This window comes from bacterium (assembly GCA_028820935.1).
Lineage (GTDB): Bacteria > Actinomycetota > Acidimicrobiia > Spongiisociales > Spongiisociaceae > Spongiisocius.
Genome location: JAPPHZ010000029.1, coordinates 188,011 through 209,065, shown reverse-complemented (window position 1 = coordinate 209,065; position 21,055 = coordinate 188,011). Strand labels below are relative to the sequence as shown.

17 protein-coding genes are annotated in these 21,055 nt (G+C 66.6%); 9 read left to right on the top strand and 8 right to left on the bottom strand.

Going from position 1 to position 21,055, the window contains the following annotated elements:
- Positions 1–18: 18 nt before the first annotated feature.
- From OXM57_07055 to OXM57_07035, 5 genes are all read right to left on the bottom strand, one after another.
- Positions 19–1,368 (bottom strand): amidohydrolase, encoded by a 1,350-nt coding sequence (locus tag OXM57_07055; protein ID MDE0352434.1) that lies wholly within the window; start codon positions 1,366–1,368, stop codon positions 19–21.
- 87 nt (positions 1,369–1,455) lie between these two features.
- Positions 1,456–3,012 carry a propionyl-CoA carboxylase gene (locus tag OXM57_07050; protein MDE0352433.1) on the bottom strand — a complete coding sequence of 519 codons (1,557 nt, stop codon included), beginning with the start codon at positions 3,010–3,012 and terminating at the stop codon, positions 1,456–1,458.
- On the bottom strand, positions 3,009–3,905 hold the full coding sequence (locus OXM57_07045; GenBank protein ID MDE0352432.1) for a succinate--CoA ligase subunit alpha: 897 nt from the start codon (positions 3,903–3,905) through the stop codon (positions 3,009–3,011). The genes OXM57_07050 and OXM57_07045 overlap by 4 nt, the downstream gene beginning before the upstream one ends.
- Complete coding sequence (locus OXM57_07040; protein ID MDE0352431.1) at positions 3,902–4,120, bottom strand: biotin/lipoyl-binding carrier protein; 219 nt, start codon at positions 4,118–4,120, stop codon at positions 3,902–3,904. The genes OXM57_07045 and OXM57_07040 overlap by 4 nt, the downstream gene beginning before the upstream one ends.
- Positions 4,117–5,265, bottom strand: a complete 1,149-nt coding sequence (locus tag OXM57_07035) for a hypothetical protein (protein ID MDE0352430.1) — start codon at positions 5,263–5,265, stop codon at positions 4,117–4,119. The genes OXM57_07040 and OXM57_07035 overlap by 4 nt, the downstream gene beginning before the upstream one ends.
- A 54-nt stretch (positions 5,266–5,319) precedes the next feature.
- On the opposite strand from OXM57_07035, the gene OXM57_07030 reads away from it, so the two are divergent.
- Positions 5,320–6,894 (top strand): amidohydrolase family protein, encoded by a 1,575-nt coding sequence (locus tag OXM57_07030; GenBank protein ID MDE0352429.1) that lies wholly within the window; start codon positions 5,320–5,322, stop codon positions 6,892–6,894.
- A 2-nt stretch (positions 6,895–6,896) separates the two neighbouring features.
- Positions 6,897–7,865 carry an amidohydrolase family protein gene (locus tag OXM57_07025; GenBank protein ID MDE0352428.1) on the top strand — a complete coding sequence of 323 codons (969 nt, stop codon included), beginning with the start codon at positions 6,897–6,899 and terminating at the stop codon, positions 7,863–7,865.
- Positions 7,866–7,910: 45 nt separating this feature from the next.
- Here the strand turns inward: OXM57_07025 and OXM57_07020 are convergent, their stop codons facing one another.
- Positions 7,911–9,353: an amidase gene (locus OXM57_07020; GenBank protein MDE0352427.1), complete on the bottom strand. Its 1,443-nt coding sequence runs from the start codon at positions 9,351–9,353 to the stop codon at positions 7,911–7,913.
- 61 nt (positions 9,354–9,414) lie between these two features.
- Between OXM57_07020 and OXM57_07015 the strand changes: the two genes are divergently transcribed.
- Together OXM57_07015 and OXM57_07010 are read left to right on the top strand one after the other, a co-directional pair.
- Positions 9,415–10,191, top strand: coding sequence for an SDR family oxidoreductase (locus OXM57_07015; GenBank protein MDE0352426.1), 777 nt, complete (start codon positions 9,415–9,417; stop codon positions 10,189–10,191).
- Positions 10,188–11,162: an amidohydrolase family protein gene (locus OXM57_07010; protein MDE0352425.1), complete on the top strand. Its 975-nt coding sequence runs from the start codon at positions 10,188–10,190 to the stop codon at positions 11,160–11,162. Before OXM57_07015 ends, OXM57_07010 begins: the two co-directional genes overlap by 4 nt.
- 49 nt (positions 11,163–11,211) lie before the next feature.
- Here OXM57_07010 and OXM57_07005 read toward each other — a convergent pair whose 3' ends face one another.
- Positions 11,212–12,213: an amidohydrolase family protein gene (locus OXM57_07005; GenBank protein ID MDE0352424.1), complete on the bottom strand. Its 1,002-nt coding sequence runs from the start codon at positions 12,211–12,213 to the stop codon at positions 11,212–11,214.
- A 257-nt stretch (positions 12,214–12,470) separates the two neighbouring features.
- Here OXM57_07005 and OXM57_07000 point away from each other — a divergent pair, with 257 nt between their 5' ends.
- The 4 genes from OXM57_07000 to OXM57_06985 all read left to right on the top strand — a co-directional run bounded on the left by OXM57_07000 (position 12,471) and on the right by OXM57_06985 (position 18,502).
- Positions 12,471–14,069, top strand: a complete 1,599-nt coding sequence (locus OXM57_07000) for an amidohydrolase family protein (GenBank protein MDE0352423.1) — start codon at positions 12,471–12,473, stop codon at positions 14,067–14,069.
- The gene (tenA, locus tag OXM57_06995) at positions 14,066–14,734 is read left to right on the top strand and encodes a thiaminase II (GenBank protein ID MDE0352422.1); all 669 of its coding nucleotides are present in this window, start codon (positions 14,066–14,068) and stop codon (positions 14,732–14,734) included. Before OXM57_07000 ends, tenA begins: the two co-directional genes overlap by 4 nt.
- A 10-nt stretch (positions 14,735–14,744) precedes the next feature.
- Positions 14,745–16,775, top strand: coding sequence for a hydantoinase/oxoprolinase family protein (locus tag OXM57_06990; protein MDE0352421.1), 2,031 nt, complete (start codon positions 14,745–14,747; stop codon positions 16,773–16,775).
- 77 nt (positions 16,776–16,852) lie between these two features.
- Positions 16,853–18,502, top strand: a complete 1,650-nt coding sequence (locus tag OXM57_06985) for a hydantoinase B/oxoprolinase family protein (GenBank protein ID MDE0352420.1) — start codon at positions 16,853–16,855, stop codon at positions 18,500–18,502.
- Here OXM57_06985 and OXM57_06980 read toward each other — a convergent pair.
- Positions 18,448–19,344, bottom strand: a complete 897-nt coding sequence (locus OXM57_06980; protein ID MDE0352419.1) for a TIGR03619 family F420-dependent LLM class oxidoreductase — start codon at positions 19,342–19,344, stop codon at positions 18,448–18,450. The genes OXM57_06985 and OXM57_06980 overlap by 55 nt on opposite strands.
- 84 nt (positions 19,345–19,428) lie before the next feature.
- Here OXM57_06980 and OXM57_06975 point away from each other — a divergent pair, with 84 nt between their 5' ends.
- Positions 19,429–20,532 (top strand): Zn-dependent alcohol dehydrogenase, encoded by a 1,104-nt coding sequence (locus OXM57_06975; GenBank protein ID MDE0352418.1) that lies wholly within the window; start codon positions 19,429–19,431, stop codon positions 20,530–20,532.
- Positions 20,533–21,055: the final 523 nt, after the last annotated feature.

Here is a 21,055-nt window from a genome sequence, read left to right as displayed (position 1 = left end):
CAACTAGCAACTAATGACCTAGCGGTCGAGAAGCCCGGCGTATTCCTCGGGGACCTCCATCCGGTCGGTGCAGGTGAAGAAGCTCTCGGTCGCCTTCGCCAGCACTTCCTCCTCGTCGAAGGCCACGAACTCGCGCCCTTCCATCACGATCGTGCCGTCCACGATGGTGGTGTCGACCGCGGCGCTCTCCGCGCTGTAGACCAGATGTGACATGAGATGGATCTTGTTACCCGGCACGAAAGGAGTGAAATGGTGGTTCTGGAGGTTGACCAGGATCACGTCCGCCACCTTCCCGACGCTCAACTCGCCCGTCTCGTGGCCTAGGGCACGCGCGCCGTTCCTGGTCGCCATTCGCAGGATGGTTGGCGCCTGAAGGATCGTGGCGTCCTTGCGCTCGGCCCGATGCACCAGCGACGCCCACTTCATCACCTGGAACAGGTCGCAGCTGTTGGTTCCTTCCGCCGAGTCATGGCCCAGACCGACATTGATCCCCGCCTCCAGAATCTCGGGCAGCCGGGCGATACCGTTGCCGAGCTTGGCGTTGGAGGTGGGATTGTGGGAGATGTGGGTTCCTGTCTCGCTCATGAGCCCGATCTCCCGGTCCGACAGATGCACGCAGTGGGCGGCCACGCAATCAGGTCCCAGGATCCCGGTGTCGTAAGCCACCTCGGTGGGCCGACGCCCGCCGAAGGCCTGCTTAGATATCTCGACCTCGCCGAGGGACTCGTTCAGGTGGATGTGGATACCGGTCCCCAACTGGTCGGCCAGCGCCCGGCAGTCCACCAGCAGTTGCTCGGAGGCGAGGGGTAGCCACTCGATACCCACGTAGACCTCCACCCGCCCGTCGCCCATCCCGTGGCACTCGTGGTAGGCCGACTCGTTGTCCTCGATCAGGTCGAGATCGTGCTCCGGGTCGGCTATGTCGTTGGAGAGAACCACCCGGATCCCGCTGTCGACCGCCGCCCGCGCCAGGGCCGGGAGTTGGCGGAACATGTCGTTGGCGGTGGTGACGCCGGCCTTCAACGACTCGCTGTAGCTGGCCATGGCCGCCCAGTAGGCCTCTTCGGGATTGAGGGCCCGGATCATCGGATACCAGAACGCCTGCAGGATCTCCCACAGATCCAGATGGTCGCAGTATCCCTTACCTATGGCGGTGTGGTAGTGGAGGTCGACGAACCCCGGTAGGGCCGCCTTCCCGCCGGCGTCGATGACCTTCGCACCGGCGCGGTCGTATCCGGACACCGCCTCCGAGCCCCCGACGGCGACGATCCGGTTGCCCTCGATGACCATCGACCCGTCGAAGATCACATCGTCCTCTTCGTTCATCGTCACGATGGCAGCGTTCTCGATGATGATCCGATCAGACACTTTCTCCTCGCTTTCGCAGTGGGCGCTTCCAGGTCTCGGGTAATCGGTGGATGGCGCGGTCGGCGCCGGAGCATCTCCTCGTTCCGGCTACCTGCGCATGGTACGGGCTGTCGGCCCCAGTTGCTCGGGGAGCACGGCATAGGCGTCCTCGATCCACTGGCACAGGACGGGTCTGGTCCGGCGGGGATCGATGATCTCCGGAACCCCGAAGGCCTCCGCCGTCCGGAAGGGTGACGACAGCCCGTCGTATTGCTCCTCCAGCCGTGCCAGCCTTTCCGCCGCCTCGTCGGGGGGCAGGGCGTCGAGTTCCCGGCGGAAGGCGGCTCTCACCCCTCCCTGGATCGGGATCGAACCCCACCGGGCAGACGGCCAGGCATAGTGAAGGTTCAGCCCCTGCAGCCGGCCGTAGCTGGTGCCCGCCAGACCGAAGAGCCGCCGCACGATCATGCCGCACCACGGAACCCTCGACTGCTCGATGGCGGAGATGAGGCGGATGGTCCCCCGCACAGCTCCTTCGCGCTCGGCTTCCAGCCCGATCACGGTGCCGGGCTGGTCCACGAAGTTCACGATCGGAACGTGGAAGGTGTCGCACAGATCCACGAACGTCTCGACCTTCTCGGCGGCGGCGCGGGTCAGACCGCCCCCGAACCGGTAGGGATCGTTGGCGATCACCCCAACCGGGTAACCGTTGAGGCGGGCCAGCATCGTGATAGATGAGGGACCGTAGGCCGGCGCGATCTCGAAGAGCGTGCCACGGTCGAAGACCAGCGCCAGGAGCCTCCGCGAGTCGTAGACCCGGCGCTGGTTACGCGGGATGATCGAAGCCAACTCCTCCTCGGCGCGGTCGGGCGCATCGTCGGACGGGCGGTGGAGAGGCATCTCGAACACGCTCTGCGGAAGGTAGGACAGGAACCGGCGCGCCAGGCAGATCGCCTCCTCCTCCGAGTCGGCCGCGTTGTCGATCACTCCGCTCTGCTCGGTGTGGATGTGGGCGCCTCCCAGCTCCTCCTTGTCGATGTCCCTGCCCAGGGCGACCCGCGCCACCGGAGGGCCGGCGGCGAACACCTGGCTGGTACCGCGGACCATCACCGAGAAGTGGCTGCTGGCGGCCTTCATAGGACCGAGACCCGCTGACGGACCCAGCACCAAGGCCACTACGGGCACGTAGCCGAGCATCCCGGCGAGGGGCCACATGCGGTATCCGGGGATCTTGGTCCGCCCCATCTTCTCGAGCAGGCGGACACTTCCCCCGACGTTCTCCACGAGACGGATCATCGGCATCCGCATCTCCAGCGCGTACCGGTTGATGAACTCCCACTTCTCCGAGATCTGCGCTTCCGTCGAGCCTCCCCTGATCGTGTAATCGTCGGCTTCGACGGCCACCCGACGGCCGCGGACCCGGCCTGTTCCGATGATGGTGTTGGCCGGCTTCACGCTGACGAGCCGGCCCTCCGCGTCATAGGTGGCCGCACCGGTGTAGGTCCCGATCTCCTGCCAGGTGCCCTCGTCGAGCAGGAGAGCGATCCTGTCCCTGGCGGTGAGCCGGCCGGCGTCGTGCTGGCGCGCCACGGCCTCGTCCCCGCCCATCGAGAGCGCGAACGCCTTCCGGCGCTCCATCTCCTCGAGTTCTGGGTCCCAGATCATCCCGCATCCATGACGGTAATCAGGTCGGGGATGTCCTCGACGCGCTCCGCTATAAGCGCTCCGGCAGCGGCCAGCATGTCACGCTTCACCACCGCACGGTCGGTCTCGAGCCGCACCATCGCCGATAGATGGCCGAACGAGGATCCGGCCGGGTAGGCATCCTGGAACTGGCCCACGATCATCGCCACGACCGGTTTGGTGACCTCGCCGCGCTCCATGGCCGCGGCCAGCAGTGCCTCATGCTCCGATCCCGGCTCTCCGAAGACCACGATGCTGCGGGTGGCTTCGTCCGCCTCGAACCAGCGGGCGTACTCGGCCATGGTTCTTCCGGTGATCGACTCCCCTCCCATCGAGACGCAGGTCGAGACGCCGCTGCCGGCCCTGGCCAGCGAGCGGGCGATCTCGGCGGACATTCCCCCCGACCGGGAGCAGACACCCACGGTTCCGGCGCGGAACAGGTCGTCGGGCCTCGGCCCGCCGATACCCCCCAGCTTCGTCCTTCCCGGTGAGATGATGCCGTTGGTATTGAACCCGATCAGGACCGAACCGGCGCCCCTGGCGGCCACGGCGGCCCGCCAGGCATCATGCCGGGGCAGGTTCTCCGCAATGGCCACGATCGGCGACAGGCCGGATGCGGCCGCCTCCACCACCGCGTCGGCCGCATGGCGGGCCGGCACGTACTGAACCGCCGCGGTGGCCCCGGTCCGCTCGACTGCTTCGGCCACCGTATCGAAGACCGGAACCCCCGAGACCGATTCCCCACCCCGTCCGGGCGTGACGCCGGCCACGATCCGGGATCCGTAGTCGAGGCATAGCCGGGTATCCACCCGGCCTACGGAGCCGGTTATGCCCTGGACCAGGATCCGGGTCCGCTCGTCGACCAGGATGCTCACCGGCTGCGTTCGATCCGCACCAGCTCGTCACCGGCCTCGATGACGTCGCCCTCAGCCACCGGGATATCGGCCACCATCCCGGCCACCGGAGCGAGGACGGGCATCTCCATCTTCATCGACTCGAGGATGAGGAGCTCCTGCCCGGCTCGCACCCGTTCGCCTTCGCCGACGGTTATCCGCCAGACGATCGACGCCATGTCGGCTCGGACGATCACCGGCTGATCCTGACCAGGGTGTCCACGGCCTCTCCCAGGCTCGCTCCGGAGGGAAGGTACCGCAAACCGGCGCGTCCTGCCGCCAGCCTCCGGGCCCGCTCGGCGTTGAGGCCCTCGAGCCGGACCACCACCGGGATCGGGCCGTCCCGGCCTCGCATCCTGTCCAGGCCCGCCAGGAGTCTCTCCATGATGAGGTCGCACGGGGCCAGCTGGAGGATGTTGAAGCTGACCAGCAGGCGCGAGAGGTTCGGGTGGCCGAGCACGGCCCCGATCAGCACGTCCAGCTTCTCGGCCGATACCCCGGCGCCCAGGTCGCTGTGGTTGGCCGGTCGCACCCCCGCTCGGACCAGCAGATCGTGCTGGTACAGCCCGGCGCCGCCGCCGCCCACCAGCAGCCCCGTATCACCGTCGAGCTCCACGTAACGTACCGAGGCGCCCGGAAGCCGGCGGTCGGCCTCTGCCACGACGGCCTCCCGCTCGCTGAGTCCGTCGGGACGCCATCGGAGTTCCGGATGCCTGAAGAGGGCGCTGCCGTCCATTTCGATCAGCGCGCCGACTGCGGTGAACGACCCGTCGGCCGACCTGGCCAGCGGGTTCAGCTCCACCAGCAGCGCGTCGTCGAAGAAGACGCCGGCTGCGGACACGGTCAGGTCGACCAGCGCAGTCGGGACCCGGGAGTCGCCCAGCGCCCGCCCCCAGAGACGCTCCGCCCCGCCTCGGGGTAGGTCCGCCAACCCCTCCAGGTCAAGATGGACCATCGCACCGCCCGAGTTCTCGATGTCCACACCTCCTGCGGCGGATGCGGTGGCCCTGGGGCCGCGAGGACTCCACGAGAAGGCGGCATAGAGCTCTCCGGCCACGGCGACAGCCTCCTCCACGTATACCGACCGGCACCGATGGCCCAGGATCCGGGAGGCGAGCAGCTCATGCGCCGCTCGCGCCACGCCGTCCGGCCCGATGGGGCCGATCACGCCGTTGTTCTTCGACCGCCGGTTCGCCGGGACCAACGCCTTGACGAAGACCTCGCGGCCCAGAGCCGGCGCGGCAGACCCGGCCTGTTCCGGGGTGGTGGCGACGGCGCCCCGTGGAACCCTCACCCCGGCCCTGGCCAGGCGGGCCTTGGACTCGTGTTCCAGCAACCTCACTCTGGTGGCATTATGGTCAGGTCACCCAAGGAGGACCAGGGTGGGAGGACCACGGTGAGCCGGACGCTGGTGATGGGAGATCCCCTCGTCGTCCTCGGTGATGCTTCCCCGGGTTATGTCCGGGACGGCGCGCTCGTCGTCGAGGATCGGACCGTCGTAGGGATCGGGAAGAGGCGCGATCTGGAGGGCCTCGGTCCCTTCGACCGGCGGGTCGGATCGCCCCGCCATGCCGTCCTTCCGGGCTTCATCAACGGTCATTATCACTCGGGCTCGGCCCTGAGCAGGGGCATGGCCCAGTACATCTTCGAGCGGGCCAACGTCCACTTGCATGGCATGTGGACCCCTGTCACCGAGGAGGACCTCTACCACGCGGTGCTGGCCAACGTCATGAACGACGTGCGGGGAGGCCAGACCGGGTTCGTCGACCTCAACTACGGCCGGTCCGGTCTGCCCAACTTCGGGTACGACGCCATACTGGCCGCCTACCGGGACCTCGGAGTTCGGGTGGCCCTCGGTGTGGTGACGAGGGACCGGAACACCCTGGTCCACGCCGACGACGAGTCGTTCCTCGCCATGCTCCCGGAGGATCTGGCTGCCCGCGTGCGCGCATCGGCGATGGGTTATGCGTGGCCGACCGGAGAGGTGTTCGCCACCTACCGGGACCTGGTCTCGCGGTGGGATCACCGGGACGGCCGCATCCGGATACTGCTCGCCCCGGACTGGACGCCGGCGTGCTCGGACGAGCTCTACGTCCGGAACCGCCGCCTCGCCGATGAGTTCGGAACGGGGATCATGACGCACGTGCTCGAGACCCGCTCCGAGATGATGTACGCGCTGGAGAGCGACGGCAAGACCGCCATGCGCCGCCTGGCGGATCTCGGGGTGCTGGGGCCCGACGTGTCGTGTTCCCATTTCGTCTGGGCGACCGACGAGGACATCTCGATACTCGCCGATACGGGAGCGGTGGCCGTCAACAATCCCGGCTCCAACCTCCGGCTCAGCACCGGGATAGCGCGGGTGAGGGACATCATGGACCGCGGCGGGCGGGTGTGCTTCGGCACCGACAACATCTCCTTCTCCGACTCCGGCGACTTCTTGCAGGAGCTCCGCCTCGCCGCCTACCTGCAGAGAACGCCGGGATTGCTCGAGGTCGGGCGCCTCGATTCGGAAGCCGTCCTGCGAGCCGCGGCGGAGAACGGCGCCCGGGCGATCCGCTTCGAGTCCGAACTCGGCTCGCTCGGCGTCGGCAAGGAAGCCGACCTGGTCGTATTGAGCCGCGACCGCTTGTTCTGGCCGGAGGAACGCTACGCGTCCACCCCGCCCCTGGACGTGATCCTCGACCGAGCCTCTTCCGCCGACGTGGCCTCGGTCATGGTCGCCGGAGAGATCGTGTTCGACGACGGCGAGTTCACCCGCATTCCGCACAGCCGGGTGCATGACTACGTCACCGAAGCGGCTGCGCGCATCATGGGAGGCGACCCAGACCCGGAGTCGGTGCGCCTGGGATGGGAGGTGGACCCCTACGTCCTCGACTTCTACCGCCCGTGGGCCCGGACACCGTTGGAGCCGGCGGCCGTATACAACGCCAAGCATCCGCCCCTGACGGGGAGCGGTTCAAGAGAGGAGTGACCATGCCCTTGGTGGTGGACTGCCATATGCACATCATGGAACCCGATTGGAACCCGATGAACGTGTCCTCGGGTATGGCCGAATCCTGGGCTAGGCAGGTGCGCTGGTACGACCCTCCCAAGTCCGACCCCGAGTACTTCGCGAAGGCTTGGAGTGTGGCCGCCGACGGTAACGGTGATAAGGCGGTTGCTCGCATGGACGAGGCCGGGGTCGACGCGTCGGTGATGATGCCCATGGACCACGGTGTCGGCCTGGGCGAAGAAGGCGTCATCCCCATCGCAGAAAAGAACCGGCTCTGCGCCGAAGCCACCAAAAGACACCCCGGACGCCTCTACACCTTCTGCGGAGTAGACCCCCGACGCCCCGACGCCCTCGAAATACTCACCACCGCAGTAGACCAATGGGGCGCCATAGGCCTCAAACTGTATCCCACCAACGGCTTCTACCCCGACGACGAAAACGTCGTCTACCCCCTCTACCGGTTCCTCCTCGAAAGAGACCTACCCGTACTCCTCCACCAAGGACACTCCGCAGGACGACACAAATCAAAATACGGACACCCCATCTACGTCGACTCAGCCGCCGCCGACTTCCCCGACCTACGCTTCATCCTCGGCCACTCCGCCCGCTACGAAACCTGGGCGCATGAAGCCATCTCCGTCGCCATCTACAAAACCAACGTCCACCTCGACATGAGCCTATGGCAACACTGGATCTCCCCCGACGAACTAGTCCGCAAAATCGTATGGATGAGAGACCGCATCGGACCCGACCGCATCCTCTTCGGCTCCGACATGGCCGGCATAGAAGTCTCCCTAACCCTCAAACAATGGGTAGACCAATTCCGCATGCTCCCCGAATGGGCCAAACAACTGGGCTACCGCATCCCCCAACACGAAATCGACCAAATACTCGGAGAGAACACCCGCCGCGTCTACCGACTACACCACCACCGAAACAGCGGACGGTGACCAGAAACGGTGGCCGGTGAGAACCGGCTACCCGTGATCGGAGAGTCAGTTTTCCGTGTTCAGCGGTGGGGGCCGGCGATCCCACCACGGGTCGGCCTCTTCGAGTTGGGCGGCGAGGCGGAACAGTAGGGCCTCGTTGCCGAAGGCGGCGCCGATCTGGACGCCTACGGGGAGACCGTCAGGTGTCATATGCATCGGAAGGCTCGCGGCGGGGCAACCGCTCAGGTTGTAGAGCGGGGTGAAGGCCATGTGCCCCCACAGCCTGTCCATGTAGACGTCCAGATCGTCCCCCATCATGTCGAGGCCGCGGAGCGGGAGGGGGGGATCGGCGAGGGTGGGGCTCAGGATGATGTCGTACTCGTCGAAGAACCCGGCCATCTGACGGCCGGTGCGATGAGCCATCACCAAGGCGTTGGCGTAGTCACGCGCCGACAGACGGTTCCCCTCCTCGGCGGCCAGCCGGGTTATGTTCTCCAGATCGTCGCTCCGGAGGGCACGGCCCAGCGCATTCAGCCGTAGCGTGACGTGGTTGGCGGTATGCCCCACGAGGATCGTGGTTATCGCTCGGCGGGATTCGGCCCCCGAGACCGGAGGCACGGCGGGGGTGACCGTGTGACCGAGTTCCGCCAGCTGGCCGGCGACCCGTTCCGTAGCCAGCACGCACTCCGGGTCGACGGGTTCCCCGCAGAGGCCCTCGGTCCACAGAGCGATGCGGAGCCTGCCCGGGTCCCTGCCGACCTCGGCCAGGAAGTCGCGATCGGGTACGGGCGCGGTGTAGGGGTCGCCGGGTTCCGGTCCGTGGGCCACGTCGAGGAAGGCGGCACTGTCCCGCACCGTGCGGGAGACGACATGGTACGTGGCAAGGCCGCTCCATCCCTCCCCCGCGTCGGGACCGGCCGGTGTCCGTGCTTTGGTCGGTTTCAGACCGAACAGCCCGCAGTTGGCGGCCGGACTGCGGATCGAGCCGCCCCCGTCGGTTGCCTGCGCGACGGGCACCATGCCGGTGATCACCGCCGCCGCGCCTCCGCCGCTCGACCCTCCGGCGCTGCGGGACCTGTCCCATGGGTTTAGCGTCGGCCCGTGCAGAACCGGCTCGGTGGTGCCGCTGATCCCGACCTCGGGCGTGTTGGTCTTGGCGAAGAGGAGTAGGCCGGCCTCTCGGTACCGGGCGATGATGGTGCTGTCATGGTCCGCGACGTTCCCCTGGTAGAGGCGGGATCCGTTGCTAGTGGGTTCGCCGGCGCAGAGCGCGTGAAGATCCTTGAGCATGAAGGGAACCCCCGATACCGGCCCGGGAGGAAGTCCGCGGGAGATGGTCTCCCTGGCCGCGTCCTCCATGAGGTGTATGACCGCGTTGACGCCGGGATTCCTGGTCGCTACCCGATCCAGCGCCACGTCGAGCAACTCTCCGGGCGTGGTCCGGCGGTCGCGGATGAGGGCGGCCAGGCCGAGCGCGTCGTAGTCTTCATACTCGTCGAACAAGGCCATTAGGGTTTTCCTCGCTGGTTGAGATCCGATCCCAGCTTATCGGAGGTCAGGGAGGGCGCTCGTGGCGGATTGGGGGCAATTCGAGACCCTGCGGCCCGATCAAGCGGGGGCCACCTCGCTGGTGGCCGGCGCCAGCAGGGGAATCGGGCGATCCATAGCCATCGGTCTGGCCGCGGCCGGCGCCTCTGTGGTGGGCCTGGCCCGCTCCGCCGACGCCCTTGACGATCTCGGGGACGAGATACGCGCCGGAGGGGGCGAGTTTCTTCCGCTCGTTGCGGACATCGCCGATCTCGAGGCCACGGCGGCGGCGGTAGCGGCGGCGTGGCGGTGGAAGGGCGGGCTGGACAGCCTGGTCAACTCCGCCGGGGCCACGAACCGCTCCTCCGCGCTGGAGATCAGTCCGGCGGAATGGGATGCGTTGTTCGACGTGAACCTCCGGGGCGCCTTCTTCCTGACCAGGGAGGTCGGTCGCCGCATGCTGGATGGGAATGGAGGCTCGATCGTCAACATTGCATCGCTGTCAGGGGTGGTGAGCGACGGCGCCCAGGTCGCCTACAGCGCGAGCAAGGCGGCCATGATCCACATGAGCGCCGTGCTCGCCGACCATTGGGCGCCCAAGGTGCGGCTCAACTGCATCAGTCCTGCTTGGGTGAGAACCGAAATGACCCGTGACTATCTCGCCGTCGAGGACAACGTGTCGGCCATCCTCCAGCGGACGCCCATGGGACGCATCGCCCGGCCGGAGGAGATGGTCGGCGCGGCCCTGTTCCTCGTATCGGGTATGAGTTCCTACCTGACCGGGCAGAACCTCCTCGTCGACGGTGGATGGACAGCATGAGCGGGGCTCTCGTGGTGGATTGCCACATGCACATCCGGGGTGATGATTGGAACCCTGTCAACCTGAGGTCCGGCATGGATGCCTCATGGGCGAGGCAGGTGCGCTGGTACGACCCGCCCAAGTCGGATCCCTCCTACCTGCATGCGAGGGTTGCGGAGGCTACGGACATCACGGGTGATAAGGCGGTTGCTCGCATGGACGAGGCCGGGGTCGACGCGTCGGTGATGATGCCCATGGACCACGGTGTCGGCCTGGGCGAAGAAGGCGTCATCCCCATCGCAGAAAAGAACCGGCTCTGCGCCGAAGCCACCAAAAGACACCCCGGACGCCTCTACACCTTCTGCGGAGTAGACCCCCGACGCCCCGACGCCCTCGAAATACTCACCACCGCAGTAGACCAATGGGGCGCCATAGGCCTCAAACTGTATCCCACCAACGGCTTCTACCCCGACGACGAAAACGTCGTCTACCCCCTCTACCGGTTCCTCCTCGAAAGAGACCTACCCGTACTCCTCCACCAAGGACACTCCGCAGGACGACACAAATCAAAATACGGACACCCCATCTACGTCGACTCAGCCGCCGCCGACTTCCCCGACCTACGCTTCATCCTCGGCCACTCCGCCCGCTACGAAACCTGGGCGCATGAAGCCATCTCCGTCGCCATCTACAAAACCAACGTCCACCTCGACATGAGCCTATGGCAACACTGGATCTCCCCCGACGAACTAGTCCGCAAAATCGTATGGATGAGAGACCGCATCGGACCCGACCGCATCCTCTTCGGCTCCGACATGGCCGGCATAGAAGTCTCCCTAACCCTCAAACAATGGGTAGACCAATTCCGCATGCTCCCCGAATGGGCCAAACAACTGGGCTACCGCATCCCCCAACACGAAATCGACCAAATACTCGGAGAGAACACCCGCCGCGTCTACCGACTACACCACCACCGACCCAGTAGCAAGTAGCCGGCGGACGGCCAGGAACCAGGAGGAGCCACCGGCTGTACCTGCTGCGTCACCAGCCGAGGACTGCGGCCGCGTGGTCTCCCATGATGCCCTCGAGCTTGTACCGGGGTATGGGATCGAGTCCCAGCGGTTCGGCATGGTCGTTGATGGTGAGGAGCTTGTCGCGCAGTACCACCGGGTCGTAGAGGAACCCGGGATAGTCCGATCCGAAGAACAGCTTCTCCAGGGGAACGAAGAAGGGCTCTGCCTTGTGTAGGAACGTGAACAGCTCCCTCGGGCTGAGGGCCGCGATCAGGTAGGAGAGCTCGCCGTAGAAGTTGGGGTGCTTGGTGAGCAGGAAGAGCGCCTCGTCCTGCCACGGGATTCCCATGTGGGCGATTATCACCACCAGGTCGCGGAACTCCCGGCCGACATCGTCGAGGAGCGCGGGCCGCCCCAGGCCGAGGGAGGCGTCGATACGCGTTGATCCGGCCTGGTGGAACATCACCGGGATCCCCAGGTCGAGAGCGCACTGGTAGACGGGAAATGCCAGCTCGCGATCGTCGGGCGACCAGTGCTGGTACATCGGGTAGAGCTTCACTCCGGACAATCCCAGCTCGCGGACCGCCCGCGTGAGTTCCTCCACCGCCGCCTCCGGTCCCTGGTAGGCGGGGTTCACCGAAGCGAAGCCGACCAGGGTCTCCGGGTCCTGCCGCACGAGCCCGGCTATGTAGTCGTTGCACTTCTCGGGGTGAGGCGGACCCTCGACGCCGCTGATGCCCGTCGGGTCGACCGTTCCTATCAAACGGCCGTCGAGCCACTGCGGCGACACGGACAGCAGGACGATCCTGTCGAATCCGGGGTGGTCCCGCATGGATTCGGCGCCACCGATGATCGGCCAACCCTTTCGGGAGAAGCCACTCTCCTCCCACTCGTCCTCCGTGGGCATGCGATGCGCCGGCACGGACCCCGCACTGCGGTATATGCAGAGCGAACCCTCCCGGCCGTATTCCACCGAGAACTCGGGATCGGCCGCCAATGCGAGCACATGGGTGTGCATATCGATCTGCATTGGCGCCCTCCTCTGGACTCCGGGCAACGTCGATACCCTAACCCGAGCACCGTCCGCCATGCCCGACACCGGCAACGAAACCCAGGTCGCGGGATCGCGGGCCAACCCCTGCTCGTCTTTTCCGGCACCCTCCTCAAGACGCCGTTCCCAAGCCCGAAGTAAGCTCGCCATGACGGACCATATCGGCAGGTCCGGGAGAGACGTCAGCGCTTCACCGGTGCAGGCCCGGGGAGGCACGAGCCGAAAGGACGGGACATATGTCGCGATATCTCATCGTGGGCAACCCGGTGGTCACGCTGGCCGACGAAGCGTTCATCACCGATGGCGCATTGATCGTCGAGGGCAAGAAGATCGTGGAGTCCGGACCGAGGGCCGAACTCGAGACCAAGGGGCCGTTCGACCGCATCCTCGGCTCGCAGGACCACTTCGTGATGCCCGGCTTCGTGGCCTCCCACTACCACTCCGAGTCGGCGCTGGGCCCCGGGCTCTGGGAGATGCTCTTCGAGCGGGCCAACATCTACGTCCATCCGGTCTTCAAGCCGATGGACGAGGAAATCATGTACAAGGCGATCCTTGTCACGCTCATGACCGCGGTCCGGGGAGGAATCACGACCACGGTCGATGCCTTCTACGGCCGCCCCGGTCCTAAGAACTTCGGCATGGACAACGCCCTGCAGGCGTACGAGGACCTGGGAATGCGTACCGGGCTCGGGATCACCCTGCGCGATGAGAACCTCTACGTCCACGAGGCCAACGACGACTTCCTGGCCCGACTGCCCGAAGGGCTGGCCGAGGAGGTGCGTAACTCACCGATGGGTTACGCCCTGCCGAGCGACGACGTCATAGCCGCTTATGAGGATGCAGCCGCGACCTGGGACCGCCGGGACGACAGGCTTCGCGTCCTGCTGGCGCCGGACTGGACCCCGGCGGTGTCCGACGACCTCTACCGCCGTTGCCGGGCCATCGCCACCGACTACGACACGGGGATCATGACCCATTGCCTGGAGACCCGGTCGGAGATGCAGTACAACATCCGGCGCTTCGGCGTCACGGCCATGCAACGGCTGGATGACATCGGCCTCCTCGGGCCGGATGTGTCGCTATCACACTTCGTGTGGGCCACCGACCGTGACATCGAGATCCTGGCCGACAGCGGCGCCGTGGCGGCGAGCAACCCCGGCTCGAACCTCCGGCTGAGCACCGGGGTGTGCCGCGTCCGCGACATCCTTGACGCAGGTGGAGGGCTGGCGTTCGGTACCGATGCCATCTCCTTCTCCGAGCGGGACGACATGCTCCAGGAGGTTCGCCTGGGCGCTTATCTCCAGCGGCTGCCCCGAGGGCCGGAACCCGAGCACGGCCGGCTCAACTCCGAGGCGCTCCTGCGATCCGCGGCCACGTCCGGGGCGCGGGCCGCCCGCGCCGAGGACCGCATCGGCAGCCTGGCGGTGGGTAAGGACGCCGACCTGCTCATCCTCGACCGCAAGCGGGTGTTCGAGAGACCGGCGCGGTTCTACGTGAGCCCGGTGCTCGACGTGATCCTGGACCGGGCCGACGGCACGGACATCGAGACGGTGCTGGTCGCCGGGAAGGTGGTCCTCGACAACGGCGTGATTACCACGATCAACGAGCAGCAGATCCGGGACGAGTACAACGAGGCGATAGCGAGGGGGCTGTTCGATCTGGAGGAGCCATGGGCCCGGTGGGCCGAGTTGGCGTTCGAGGTCGAGCCGTACCTGTTCGACTTCTACCGCCCGTGGGCGGAGGAGCCCATGGCCCTTGGATACGAGTACAACACCACGACCGGTCCGGCAGGCTTCGGCGGCGGCCGGCGCATCGGAGGAGGTGCCGGTCGATGAGCAGCGTTTGCGAAAAGCTCCGAGACAGCTGCAGGGACATCTGGCACGAGCTGCACAGCCATCCGTTCGTGGATGAACTGACCGCCGGCACCCTTCCGGAGCGGAAGTTCGCCTTCTACATCGGCCAGAACATCGTCTTCCTCAGGGAGCTGGCGAGGGCGATGGCCCTCGGTGTGGCGAAGGCCGATGATGAGGACACCATGCGGGACTTCGCCGCCATCGTGAGCAACATCGTCGACTTCGAGCTACCCAAGAACCGCCAGCTGCTCGACGAGGTCCGCCAGATGGTTCCGGGGGCGACCGAAGAGGTGGTGATGGAGCCCGGGACGTTGGCCTACACCCGCCACCTGCTGACCGTGGCCTACGAGGGTCGAGCCGCCGACATCATGGCCTCGCTGACACCCTGCGCCTGGAGCTACGGGGAGATCGGCAGGGAACGGCTGGCCGATGCTCCGGATCACCAGGTCTACCGCACCTGGATCGAGTTCTTCGGAGGGCAGGAGTACTGGGACACGCTCGAAGAGGTCAAGGACAAGCTCGAACGACTCTGCGAGGGCATGAGCAGTTCGGACCTGGCAAGGATCGAGGACATCTTCCGCACCAGCAGCCGCCTGGAGCAGATGTTCTGGGACATGGCCTACAACGAGAGGGCCTGGCCGGTCTGAGTTCCTGCGGATGACATGGACCGTCGCCATCGACATCGGTGGCACATTCACCGACGTGGTCGCAGACGACGGGATCGGGCAGCGGCTCACGGCCAAGGTGCCCACCGTCCCCGCCGATCCGGCACTGGGCCTGCTCGACGCCCTCTCGGCTCTCGGCCGTCGCGGGATGGCGTTCGAGGAGGTGTCCCTGGTGTTCCACGGCACCACCATCGCCACCAACGCGGTCATCAACGACATGCTGGCCCGGGTTGTCCTCCTCACGACCAAGGGATTCCGCGACATATTGACCTATCGCTCGGGTTCCCGTCCCGACGCGTACGACCTGCGCCAGAGCCGCCCGAGGGAGTTCATTCCGCGCGGTGATCGGATCGAGGTGGACGAACGTGTCACCGCAACCGGAACCGTCCGGGCCCTCACGGCATCGGAGACCGGCAGAGCCGTCAACGAGGTCGCGTCACGGGATCCGGAGGCGGTCGCCATCTCCTTCCTGTTCAGCTACCTGGACGACAGCCACGAGCGCACGCTCGCCGACGCCCTCGAGGCCGCGTGTCCGGGCCTGGCGGTCTCCCGATCCTCCGAGGTGGCAAACGAGTTCCGGGAGTATCCCCGGACCGTAACGACGGCCGTCAACGCCGGGCTCCGTCCGGTGGTCCGGGACTACCTGCAGCGAGCCGAGGATGGGATACGGGACCTCGGAATCCCCGGGACTTTCCTGGTTATGCAGTCCAACGGGGGAGGCGTGCCGGCGGCGCGGGCGGAGGGCGAGGCTCACAAGCTCCTGGTCTCCGGACCTGCGGCCGGCGTCGCGGGAGCGGTGGCCCTGGGAGCGGCCACCGGGCGGACGCACCTGCTGTCCCTCGACATCGGTGGTACGTCGGCGGATGTCTGCCTGATCCGGAACGGGCTGGCTTCCGTGTCCCCGATGCGGCACATCGAATCCCACCCGATACTGTCCCCGTCCCTCGACATCCATTCGGCTGGAGCCGGAGGCGGGAGCATCGTCGCGGTCGACCGGTCGGGCGCCCTCAAGGTCGGTCCGGCGAGCGCCGGAGCGGATCCCGGACCTGCCGCGTACGGGCGAGGGGGTCGGAACGCCACCCTCACCGACGCGCACCTGGTGGCCGGCACCCTCGGCGAGCTGACCGCTCTGGGCGGCAGCCTCACCCTGGACCGGGGAGCGGCCCTCGATGCGATCGCCGGAGTGGGCGCCGGTCTGGGGCTGAACCCGCAGGCCACGGCCGAAGGCGTGCTGGCCATCGCCAATGCCCATCTCGAGGCCGCCATCCGGAGAGTTTCGATAGATCGAGGTGAGGATCCCAGGCGGTACGCCCTGGTGGCATTCGGCGGGGCCGGGCCGCTCCATGCCGGCCGGCTGATCAGGGACCTGTCCATGCCGGAGGCGGTCATCCCACGGCACCCCGGCCTCTTCTCCGCGGCGGGCCTGCTGGCGACGGACCTCAGGATCGACGAGTCGGCCACGGTGCTGACCACCGTCGACAATTCCTCCATCGGTGACATCGCCCGGTGGTTCGAAACGACCGGGGAGTCACTACGTGCCCGGCTCCGGGCGGACGGGATAGAGGACCGTCAAGTCCGCGTGGAGCCATCCATCGACTGCCGCTACCGGGGGCAGGGCTTCGAGTTGAACGTCCCGGTCGCGTCCACCGAGCTCAGCCCCGAAGGGGTGTGCGCGGAGTTCCGTAACATCCACGGCTCGCTTTATGGCCATACATCGGATGAGCCCGTGGTGGCCGTGACCCTGCGGATGTCCGCCTTCGGATCCCTCGCCGTCGGCGCCGACCGGCCCACCGGCGAGTCCTTCCGCAGCCCCACGCCGGTCGCGAAACGCCTTATGAAGCTGCGCGAGATGCCTCGTCCCGCCGAAGTTCCCGTCTACCGGCGCGATGATCTAGGTCCCGGCGCCCGGCTGGCGGGGCCGTGCGTAGTCGAGCAACCGGACGCCACGACCGTCGTGCTCGACGGGCAGTCCACCCGCGTGGACCGATACCAGAACCTGATCATCCGGGAGGCGGCCGATTAGGAGGGTGCTGAAAAAGACGGGGATAGGTTGGCGCGTGATCCCCTGAACTGGGTCTTCATTACCTACTATCAGGCCAGATGGACATTTTTCAGTACCCTCCTAGCAAGAACCTCGATCCGGTCACCTACGAGTTGATCCACAGCCGGCTCCGCCACGCCGCTCGCGAGATGGCGATGATCCTCAAGCGTTCCAGCCACAGCCCCATCATCAGGGAGATGGAGGACTTCAGCTGCGCCATCTTCGCTCCCGGAGGCGAATCGGTGGCTCAGGACGAGCGGATTCCCGCCCAGTTGGGAGCGATGTCGCTAGCCGTCCAGACCTGCAGAGCCGAGTATCCGGACCCCGGCGACGTGCAGCCGGGCGACGCCTTCCTGCTCAACCATCCGTACATGGGATGCATGCATACGCCGGACCTGAACCTGGTCATGCCGGTCTTCTCGGACGGCCGGGTGGTCGGGTGGGCCGGATCGACGGCCCACCACGTCGACCTGGGCGGCCCCACACCCGGCACGCTGGCGCCCCACCACCGGGAATTGTTCGCCGAGGGTCTGATCTTCCCGCCCATCAAGCTCTACCAAGGGGGCGAGGAGAACCGGGACCTGGTCCGGATGATCGCCGCCAACGTGCGGGAACCCCGCGGGTTGGTGGCCGACCTGCGGGCCCAGCACGCCTCCTGTCTCACAGGAGAGAGGGCGCTATTGCGCACGATGGAACGGTACGGACCCGACCAGGTGGGCGCCGCGTTCGCCGAGATTCTCGACCGGACCGCCCGGCAGACCGCCTCTGCCTTGGCTGACCTCGACGATGGAGAAGCCGTACGCACCGGCCATCTCGACGATGACGGACTCGGCAGCGCCCCCGTACCGATCCGCGTGCGGCTCGCCAAGACCGGCCGGGCGCTGCACGTGGATTTCACCGGGTCGTCCCCCCAGGTGGACGGCGCGCTCAACGTGCCCTGGGCTAGCACCCGGGCATGCGTGGCCTACCTGGTCCGCACCATGGTGGGGTTGGACATCCCCTCCAACGACGGCTTGCTGGCGCCCGTCACCATCACGTGCCCGTCGGGAACCATCCTGAATCCGCGGTTCCCAGCGGCGGTCTCCGTGCGGCACAACACCTGCCAGGTGGTCGCCGACACCCTCATCCGGACAGCCTCGGATCTGTGGCCGGCCCGGGCAGTGGCCAGCAGCAGCGTCACCTTCTTCGGCTTGCAGATCGGCAGCAGATCCCCCCAGACCGGCGAGACCGCGGTGCTCATGGAGGTGGTGGGCGGCGGGACCGGCGCGCATGACCACGGAAGGGGAATCGACGGGGTGGACACCTACATGTCCAACGTGGCGCTGCTACCGGTCGAGGTGGCCGAGACCGAGTACTCGGTCCGCATACTCAAGAGCGAACTCGTCGAGGACTCGTCCGGAGAGGGCCTGCTGCCCGGCGGCCTGGGGATCTGTCGCGAGTACCAGATCCTCGACGTCCCCCAGATCGCCACCCTCTACTGCGAGCAGGCCATCGAGGAGCACCGGCCGGAGGGGGTGGGAGGGGGCGATGACGCCCGCCCCACCAGGGTGACGATCCTCGGGCCCGATGGGCAGGTCGTATCGACAGCCTCGAAGACCTCCTCCTCTCTGGAACCCGGGTCGATCATCAGGGTGGAGACCAGTGGAGGAGGCGGCTACGGGCCGGCGTCCACCGCCGGCACAACGTCGGACATGGCCCGCTCAAGCTGAGCGATGTGGTCACCGGCGGACTCGATGCCGGGCATGTAGCTGGTGAAGAACGAGACATCCGTCGCTCCCACCGAGATCATCCTGCGCACGTTGCCGACTATCTGATCGGTGGTCTCCTCCGGACCCAGGCCCACCGAGACGTGGAGGCGGAGCGCGTCCGCGTCCCGACCCGCCTCGCCGGCGAGACGCCGGATCTCCTTCCAGCAGGCGCCGATCTCCTCCACCGTCTGGACAGGCCTCGACAACCAGCCCACACCGTGATCCACGACCCGCCGGAAAACCGGTGGGGTCGTGCCGCCGAACCACAACGGCGGGTGAGGCCGGGTCACCGGCTTCGGCTCCATTCCCATGCCGTCAACCCGGTAGAAGCGCCCGTCGAAGTCGACCCGGTCCCGGGTCCAGAGCAGCTTCATCAACTCGATTCCCTCGTCCATCCGCCGGCCCCGCTCCGTGAAGGGAACCTCCAGGGCGTCGTATTCCTCCAGGTGCCATCCGATCCCGAGCCCCAGCTCGAGACGCCCTCCGGAGAGGCTGTCCGCAGCGGCCGCCTGCTTGGCGACGACCGCGGGACCCCGCTGAGGCATGATCACCACTGCGGAACGCAGCGCGATCCGGGTCGTGACACCCCCTAGATACCCGAGAGCAACCAGGATGTCGTGGTAGGGGGTCCGGGCCGGATAGTGCGCCCGGGGCGTCCCGTCCGCGGCCGGGTAAGCGAGCAGGACGTGATCGATCAGCGTAAGGAAGTCGTAGCCGAGACCTTCGGCTGCCTGGGCGACATCACGCATGGCGGTGGGATCGTCGATGAGAAGTGAGTTGACGGCGCCTATCCCGTACTTCATTTTGCATGCTCCTCCAGTCCGCATCCCGTAGCCTTAAGGAGGCTACCTTCCGGTACGGGTACCACTGGAGACGGAGGATCGGGAATGAGAACGAGAGCGGCGGTACTTCACGAGTTCAACACCCCGTTGGTGGTCGAGGAGGTCGAGCTGCAAGCACCCAAGGCCAACGAGGTCTCGGTGGAGATGGTGTCGAGCGGGGTATGCCACAGTGATCTGCATATCGTGCAGGGCCATATCCCCGTGAACCTGCCGATCATTTGCGGCCACGAGGGCGCCGGGATCGTGACCGCGGTAGGGCCCGGACCGTCCACCGTGCAGGTCGGCGACCGGGTGGTCCTCTCCTGGGTCTCGCCGTGCGGCAACTGCAACTATTGCGCCACAGGAAACCCGGCCCTGTGCATGACCGCCATCGGACCCTCCTACGAGGGCCAACTCTACGACGGAACGAGCCGCTTCACAGCCCCCGACGGGACAACCATCAGCCACCACCTGATGCTGTCGACCTTCTCCCGGGAGGTGACCGTGCCGGCTTCGGCCGCGATCAGGGTTCCGGACGATGTTCCGCTGGAGCCCCTCGCCGTGATCGGATGCGCCGTCTCCACCGGGGTCGGAGCTGTCGTCAACACCGGCGATGTGCAACTCGGCGACAGCGTTGCCGTCATCGGCTGCGGGGGTGTCGGACTCAACGCCATCCAGGGAGCGCGGCTGCGGGGCGCCGGGAAGATAATCGGAGTCGACATCAGCGAGGAAAAGCTCGAAGCGGCCCGACGTTTCGGCGCCACCCATACCGTGAACGCTTCGGAGGTGGAGGCCTCGGAAACGCTCATCGCCATGACCGGCGGACTCGGGGTGGACCTGGCGGTAGAGGCGATCGGCCATCCCGAGACCGTGGCCACTGCGGTCCGTTCGCTTCGCCGGGGCGGCACGGCCGTGCAGGTCGGGATAGCGCCATACGGAACCGAGGTCTCCGTCGACATGACCCTGCTGCTCGACGAGCGCAAGCTCCTCGGGTGCTACTACGGCTCGCTGCGGCCTACCTTCGACATCCCCCGCTATGTCGAGTTGTACCAGGCCGGCAAACTCCTGGTAGACGAACTGATCACCGCCGAGATCGGCCAGGACGGCATCAACGACGCGCTCAACCAGTTCGACCGTGGAGAAGGCATCCGGAGCCTGGTCCTTTACTAGTCCTGATTATTCCTGTTCCCAGCACACCAACCCGATTCAGGCCACTTCAACGACATCGTTCGCGAGCAGCCACCCTTCACCCGGCGGTTGATTCCACACCCGGCCGGAAGATGGGGCTGTCAAATGGCTATAGCCCCCGGTCAGGACCACGAAGCACCCATTCCGAGCTCCCCCACAAACCCCCATCCATGAATAATCGGGGCTAGCGGCCGGGTCGGCGAGCAGGACGTGATCGATCAGGGTCAGCAAGTCGTAGCCGCGGTCTTCCGCAGCCGGTAGATGTCGGGCATGGCGGTGGAGTCATCGATCAGGAGTGAGTTGACGGCGCCGATCCCGTATCTCATTCAGTAGTCCTCCCTCGCTATGCGACATCGCCTACGCTTGCGGGAGGCTATCCGGTGGTCTGCCGGGTGAGCGGCGGCGCGAAATGCGACGGCAGCGGCGTTCCTCGCAAGGCCCGCCGACGAAGGCGTACCCGCAGCGGTACGTCAAGGAGGCGGAACGCAGCGAGGGACGTCGATGG